Consider the following 7374-nt stretch of genomic DNA (forward strand, 5'->3'; position numbering starts at 1 on the left):
GAAGGCCTCCCGAAATGGCTGAGTTCGCACTTCCCAAGAATTCGCAGATCACCGGCGGCAAGACCTGGCCGAAGCCGGCGGGCGCTACCGAAGTCCGCGAGTTCAAGGTCTATCGTTGGAATCCGGATGACGGCAAGAATCCGAGCGTTGATACCTATTATGTCGACGTCAATGATTGCGGCCCGATGGTGCTCGACGGTCTGATCTGGATCAAGAACCATATCGATCCGTCGCTGACCTTCCGCCGCTCCTGCCGCGAGGGCGTGTGCGGCTCCTGCGCGATGAACATCGACGGCCAGAACACCCTGGCCTGCACCAAGTCGATGCACGACGTGAAGGACGGCGCGGTCAAGATCAACCCGCTGCCGCATCAGCCGGTGGTCAAGGACCTCGTACCGGATCTCACCAACTTCTACGCGCAATACGCTTCGATCGAGCCGTGGTTGAAGACGACCTCGCCGACGCCGCAGAAGGAATGGCGGCAGAGCCACGAGGATCGCGAAAAGCTCGACGGTCTCTACGAGTGCATCCTGTGCGCCTGCTGTTCGACCTCGTGCCCGAGCTATTGGTGGAACAGCCAGCGCTATCTCGGACCGGCGGCGCTGCTGCAGGCCAACCGGTGGGTCAAGGACAGCCGCGACGAGGCGACCGGCGAGCGGCTCGACAATCTCGAGGACCCGTTCCGGCTCTACCGCTGCCACACCATCATGAATTGCGCCAAGGCCTGCCCGAAGGGCCTCAACCCGGCCGAGGCGATCGCCGAGCTCAAGCTGAAGCTGGTCGAGCGCCAGATCTAGCCGGGCGCCAGCCGACCAAACGATCGATCATCGGAGCTTGCGCCCGGAACCGTCATAAGTTCCGGGCGCAGCTGGTTTGTAGCTTTGGCCGATTGCGTTAAGCTCGTGGTCTTTTGGGGGCCGGAGCGACCGTGCAGACCGCACAACGCAAATCGCTGATCATGCTGCGATGGATGATGGTGGCGTCGCTCGCGCTGCCGGTCGCGCTGTTCCTGGTCGCGGCCTATGTCTCCTACGGTTCGACCTGCGAGGAGGCCGATCGCGACATCCGCCGCTCGCTGGATGTCGTCCACGAGCATGCCGAGAAGGTGTTCGAGACCATCGACCGCAGCCTGTCGGAGATCGACGAAATCGTTCGTGATCTCTCCGACGCCGAGATCAAGGCCCGCGAGCAGGCGCTGCATGGCCGGCTGCGTCAGCTCTCGGATACTTTGCCGCAGATGAAGTCCGCCTGGGTGTTCGATGTCCAGGGTCGTCCGTTGGTGAGCAGCATGATCTATCCGGCGCCGGATATGATCTTCGCCGACCGAGACTACTTCAGCGCCCATGTGACGACCAACGCCGGCAGCTTCGTCGGTGCTGCACTGACGCCGCGGCCGCCCGACCATGGCGCTGCGTTCTTCAGTGTGAGCCGCCGCCGCCAGAGCGCGGACGGCCGCTTCACCGGCGTGATCCAGGCTTCGGTGCTGCCGGATTATTTCGAGCACTTTTATGCCCGGATCGGGCGCGCGCCGGGCAGCTACTTCGCGCTGCGCCGCTTCGACGGTCTTGTTCTGGCACGCTTTCCGGCGGCGCAGCGCAGCGCGGGCCCGCCGCCGAACGATGTTCCGGCGGCCGCCGCCGATACGGAGCAACTTGTCACCGAAACCTCGCCGATCGACGGACTCGAGCGCCGCGTCGGCTATCAGCGTCTCGCCGGATTTCCGGTCTACGTCTCGGCAGGGTTGGAGACGGCGACGATCCGCGATCGCTGGCTCGGCACGATGGGCCGGCACCTGATCTTCGGCATCCCGGCAACCGCGCTGCTCGTCGTCTTCCTGGCGATGGCGCGGCGCCGGACCGAGCGCTTCTATATCGAAGCGGCCCGTCGCCTGGAGGCGGAAGATGCCCTCAGGCACGGCCAGCGCATGGAAGCGCTGGGCCAGCTCACCGGCGGCGTCGCGCATGATTTCAACAATCTCCTGACCGTCATTCGGGCGTCAGCCGACCTGCTGCGCCGCGCCAACCTGCCGGAGGAGCGGCGGCTGCGCTACATTGATGCGATCTCGGACACCGTGGCGCGCGCGTCCAAATTGACGTCTCAGCTCCTCGCCTTCGCCCGGCGCCAAACGCTGAAGCCGGAGGTGTTCGACATCAGCCGCAGCGTCGTCACGCTGCGCGACATGGTCAAGACGCTGGTGGGCTCGCGCATCGAGATCGTGACCTCCGTTCCCGACGAGCCCTGCTACGTCAACGCCGATGCCGGCCAGTTCGAAACGGCCCTCATCAACATGGCGGTCAATGCGCGGGATGCGATGGCCGGTCAGGGCCAACTGGTGATCAGTGTGACGGCAGCGCCCGATCTGCCGACGCCGGCGGCGCCGCAGGAGCGTCCGCCGCTCGGCTATGTCGCGCTCGCTGTCCAGGACACCGGCATCGGTATTCCTCAGCAGCAGTTCAGTCGGATCTTCGAACCGTTCTTCACCACCAAGACGATCGGCCAGGGCACCGGGCTCGGCCTGTCGCAGGTGTTCGGTTTCGCCAAGCAGTCCGGTGGCGAGATCGGTGTGACCAGCGAACTCGGCAAGGGCACCACGTTCACGCTTTATCTGCCGCGTGTCGCGCCGGCCGAGCAGCCAAGGGGCGATGCTGGCGGGCATGCGGTGCCGATCGGCGGCCGGGGCATGGCGGTGCTTGTGGTCGAGGACAATATCGACGTGGGCAGATCCGCGACCGAGGCGCTCGCCGAGCTCGGCTATCTCACGACCCTCGTCGACAACGCCAGGGACGCCCTGGAAGAGCTGATCGACGGCGGGAGCCGGTTCGATGTCGTTTTCACCGACGTCGTGATGCCGGGGATGACCGGTCTCGAACTTGCCGAGGAGATTCGCCGGCTCGAGCTCAACATCCCCATAGTGCTGGCGAGTGGCTACAGCCATGTGCTGGCGCAGCAGGGTACCAACGGCTTCGAACTGTTGCGCAAGCCGTATTCGATCGAAGAATTGTCGCGCGTGCTGCACAAGGTGGTGCCGGTCCCGCTCCACCGTGCGCCGCCGGTGGCTCCGAGCTCGGAGATGCGCTGATCATCGGAGCGGGAACTGAGTCGCGGAACCTTCTACTTGGCCCGCCGTTGTCCGCGAATGGGACAGGTCCAGGACATCGCGCGGCCCGCTGTGTCGTCGGCTGATGAGGCGCCGATCATCGAGATCGCCGCCGAAAACGGCGCGCAGGTCGAGCCGCCTCCGCCGGAGGTGGTGGAGCCCGACCCTGAACTGTCGCCGGAGGAAGCCGAACAGGTCCGCAAGCGCTATCTGCTGACGCGGTTCTGGATCAGCGCACGCGGCTATTGGGGAGCAGCCGGCGACCGCCTGGCCTGGCCGTTCACGATCGGCCTTCTGATCCTGATCGTCGGCACCGTCGCGTTTCAATATGGCATCAACGTCTGGAATCGGTCGATCTTCGACGCGATCGAGAAGCGCGACTCGGCGACCGTTTTCCATCTGACCGCGATCTTCTTCCCGCTGGCGATCGGCAGCGTGATTCTGGCCGTCTCGCAGGTCTATGCCCGGATGGCGATCCAGCGCCGCTGGCGCGCCTGGCTGACGAACAGCATCATCACGCGCTGGCTGGCCTCCGGGCGCTACTATCAGCTCAATCTCGTCAGTGGCGATCACAAGAACCCGGAATACAGGATCGCTGAGGATCTGCGCATCGCGACCGACTCACCGGTCGATTTCGTGGCCGGGGTCACCTCGGCGCTGCTCTCGGCTGCAACCTTCATCGTCGTACTCTGGACCATTGGCGGTGCGCTCACATTGCGCTTGGGCGGCACGGAGCTCACGATCCCGGGCTTCCTCGTGCTGGCCGCGGTGATCTACGCCGCCATCGCTTCGGGCTCGATCGTGACGATCGGCCGTCGCTTTGTGCAGACGTCCGAGGACAAGAATCAGGCAGAGGCCGACTTCCGCTACGCGCTGACGCGCGTGCGCGAAAACGGCGAAAGCATCGCGTTGCTCGGCGGCGAAGCCGAGGAGCGTGCTGGCATCGATCGGACGTTCGGCAACGTCCTGGGACAATGGGCGCGGCTCGCCGGGCAGCACATGCGCACGACACTTGTGTCGCAGGGCTCGAGCCTCATCGCGCCGGTCGTGCCGCTGTTGCTGTGCGCACCGAAGTTTCTCGATGGCAGCATGACGCTTGGTCAGGTCATGCAGGCTGCGAGCGCGTTCACCATCGTGCAGACCGCCTTCGGCTGGTTGGTCGACAATTATCCGCGGCTGGCGGACTGGAATGCCTGCGCCCGCCGCATTGCCTCGTTGATGATGTCGCTCGATGCGCTCGAACGCGCGGAGCGCGGCGATGGACTCGGCCGCATCAAGCATGGCGAGACGACGGGCGACGCAATGCTGAGCTTGAACGATCTTTCGGTGACGCTCGATGACGGCACTGCGGTCGTCGGCGAGACCGAGGTCGTGGTCGATCCCGGCGAACGTCTGCTCGTGGCCGGCGAGTCGGGGACCGGCAAGAGCACTCTTGTGCGCGCCATTGCCGGCCTGTGGCCGTGGGGCGGTGGCAGCATCAACTTTCATCCCGATCGCCGCCTGTTCATGTTGCCGCAGCGGCCCTACGTGCCGTCAGGCAGTCTGCGCCGTGCGGTGGCCTATCCCGGCGCAGCTGAGGATTGGCCTGTCGAGCAGGTCGCCGACGCGCTGCACAAGGTCGGACTCGATCATCTCAAGGATCGGATCGAGGAAGAGGCTCCTTGGGATCAAACCCTGTCCGGCGGCGAGAAGCAGCGCCTCGCCTTCGCGCGACTGTTGCTGCACAGCCCGGATATCGTGGTGCTCGACGAGGCCACCTCCGCGCTCGATGAGAAGAGCCAGGATCGCATGATGCAGGTCGTGACGAGCGAGCTGCCGAAGGCGACCATCGTCAGCGTCGCGCATCGTGCTGAGCTCGAAGCGTTTCACAGCCGGAAGATCGTGCTGGAACGGCGCAAGGGCGGCGCCAAGCTCGTGAGCGATATCGACCTGATCCCGCGCAAAGGTAAGCGGCGCCTCATCGGCCGGTTTCTGCGCCAGCGCAAGCAGCTCTGAACGGGCGCGTGAGGTCGCCGATCAACGACGATCGTGCCGCGCACGGTCTCAGAGAGGACACAATCGCGCCACGCCCTCCGCATTGGAGTCCGCTGCAAAACCGGCTATCACACGTCGCCTCAGCTCAGGACGCGACTTTGACGCCAGACAACGATCCTTCTCCCGCCCCCTTTGGAGCCTTCGCTCCCAACGCCGCGCAGGCGCTCGTCGTCCGGGTTGCGCGCGGATCCGGCTTGAAGCGTGGTGCATTCCGGCCGATGCTGACCCGCATCGTCAATCTGCTCCGCGCGGGACCGCTCGATGTCGACTATCAAGGGGCGCGTTTCCGCTTTCATCATCAGGTCAGCGCGACGGAGCGCGGAGCCCTGTTCAATCCCGAGTATAATCGTGAGGAGCTGGATTTTCTGCGCAGTCACATTCCGCCGGGCGGAGTGGCGGTCGATGTTGGCGCCAATGTCGGCACCTTCGCATTGCCGCTCGCGCGCCATGTCGGGCCGACCGGCCTGGTGATCGCGATCGAGCCGCATCCCGTGACCCATGCGCGGCTTGCCTTCAACCGCGATGCCTCGGCCCTGCCGCAAGTGAAGCTGTTCGCCGTCGCGGCCGGCGATAGCGATGGCGAGGTGATGATCGAAACCGATGGCGTCAATCTCGGCGCCAGCCACATCGTGGTCGGCGCCGCCGGGAGTGAGGCCATCAAGGTTCCATCGCTGCGGCTGCAGGCCATCCTCGAACAGGCTGGCGCGACCCGGATCGACGCGTTGAAGATCGATGTCGAGGGATTCGAGGATCGCGTTCTGACCTGCTTCTTCAGACATGCCCCTGACCTGCTGTGGCCGCGCGCGGTCGTCATCGAACATCTGTCCCGCGACGAATGGCAGAACGATTGCCTCGCAGACATGATCGGCCGGGGCTATCGCGAGATCGGGCGGACACGCAGCAACACGCTGCTGCTGCGCGGCTGAATTCGCCGCACCGGTTCCGTTGCGGAGGTCGGAACATCGCGGCGCGCCGCGGCGTTATCGCTCCTGACATTCCAGGGAGCGGACCATGAGCAACAACGACATGCGCGATCAGGATCGCGCCTGGGACCTGATGAAGAAGATCGGCTTTGCCATGCTGGTCACGCGCGACGGTAACAAGCTCCGTGCGCGGCCGATGAGCGCCTATCTCGCGCGTGACGAGAACATGATCTACTTCCTCACTGATGCGCGGCATCACAAGGATGAGGAGATCGCGCGCAATCCCCAGGTCAATTTGTCATTCGCGGATGCAGGCAGCCAGACATACGTATCGCTGACCGGGACCGCCGCCGTTTCGAACGACCGCAACAAGATCCGCGACCTGTTCACGACGACGGCAAAAGCGTGGTGGGACAGCGCCGAGGATCCGAACATTCGGCTGCTGAAGATCACGCCCGATGACGCCGAGTTCTGGGATTCTCCGGGTACAGTTGTCAGCTACGTCAAAATGGCGGCCGCAGCCGTCACCGGCACGCGTCCCGACATCGGCGACAACCGCAAGGTTTCGATGTGATGCCGATCGAGCCGCCCGAGATTCCGCCGGCGACGCCGGGTCGTCCGATGGAGCCACCCCCGGAGGACCCGCTCGGCAATCCGAATCCCGAAGTGCCGCCGCCGATGCACGAGCCGGATATGCCGGCGCCTCCGCGCGAGCTGCCGGGCGAAACACCCAGCGAGGTGCCGGCGCGCGGACCGCAGGGGCCGACCACGCCGAATCCGGCCACGGATTGATCGTGGTTGAGCCGTGATGATGATGGACAGAGCAGGGTACCGGCGTATGCCGGCACCGCAGCGTTAAATCCCGGCAAGCCCTTGAAAATCAAGGTTGAATGGAACATGAATGACGGCGGTCCGGCAGCCGGTTCACGTCGAAATAAATCGCCGCGCGAATTTGAACCCCGCCACAATCCAGCCTAACGCATAGCTGTTGATCACGCCGTGCTTCAAAAAGAACGTCTCGGGAAAACAATTCACATGAGCAAACTTCGCGTCCTGCTGCTTGCGACGACCGCGCTGTCGGCAATGCAACTGACGAGCTCCGGATCCTACGCGCAGGGGACGCCGATGGTCGTCGCCCAAGGTTCGGGCGGCGGCGAAGTCGGTCCGGACGGCCGACCGAAACAGCAGCCGCAAGGTCAGCCGCAGCGACCCGGCCCCGGCGCGCCGCCACCGCATCAGGCTGCGCCTCCGCCGCCTCCCGCGCCGCCGCCGGCTGCTGCGCCACGCCCGGCACCTCCGCCGCCCGCGCCGCCACCGGCA

At 65.0% G+C, this 7374-nt stretch carries 6 protein-coding genes and 1 pseudogene; all 7 read left to right on the forward strand.

What is annotated here, in order from left to right:
* Positions 1-14 precede the first annotated feature (14 nt).
* Positions 15-797 carry a succinate dehydrogenase iron-sulfur subunit gene (locus HL671_RS36560; RefSeq protein ID WP_172243774.1) on the forward strand — a complete coding sequence of 261 codons (783 nt, stop codon included), beginning with the start codon at positions 15-17 and terminating at the stop codon, positions 795-797.
* 131 nt (positions 798-928) lie between these two features.
* A complete protein-coding gene (locus HL671_RS36565; protein ID WP_172243777.1) occupies positions 929-3079 on the forward strand; it encodes a hybrid sensor histidine kinase/response regulator in 2151 nt (716 codons plus the stop codon).
* A gap of 57 nt (positions 3080-3136) precedes the next feature.
* Positions 3137-5092, forward strand: coding sequence for an ABC transporter ATP-binding protein/permease (locus HL671_RS36570; protein ID WP_172243780.1), 1956 nt, complete (start codon positions 3137-3139; stop codon positions 5090-5092).
* A gap of 137 nt (positions 5093-5229) precedes the next feature.
* Positions 5230-6057, forward strand: coding sequence for an FkbM family methyltransferase (locus HL671_RS36575; protein ID WP_012040587.1), 828 nt, complete (start codon positions 5230-5232; stop codon positions 6055-6057).
* Between the two features lie 85 nt (positions 6058-6142).
* Complete coding sequence (locus HL671_RS36580; protein ID WP_012040588.1) at positions 6143-6628, forward strand: pyridoxamine 5'-phosphate oxidase family protein; 486 nt, start codon at positions 6143-6145, stop codon at positions 6626-6628.
* Positions 6628-6846, forward strand: coding sequence for a hypothetical protein (locus tag HL671_RS36585; RefSeq protein ID WP_012040589.1), 219 nt, complete (start codon positions 6628-6630; stop codon positions 6844-6846). Before HL671_RS36580 ends, HL671_RS36585 begins: the two co-directional genes overlap by 1 nt.
* A gap of 243 nt (positions 6847-7089) precedes the next feature.
* Positions 7090-7374 (forward strand): annotated as a pseudogene (locus tag HL671_RS38105) (OmpA family protein); the annotation flags it as partial.

The sequence above is a fragment of the Bradyrhizobium denitrificans genome, assembly GCF_013179005.1.
In the GTDB taxonomy this organism is placed as follows: Bacteria; Pseudomonadota; Alphaproteobacteria; order Rhizobiales; family Xanthobacteraceae; genus Bradyrhizobium; species Bradyrhizobium denitrificans.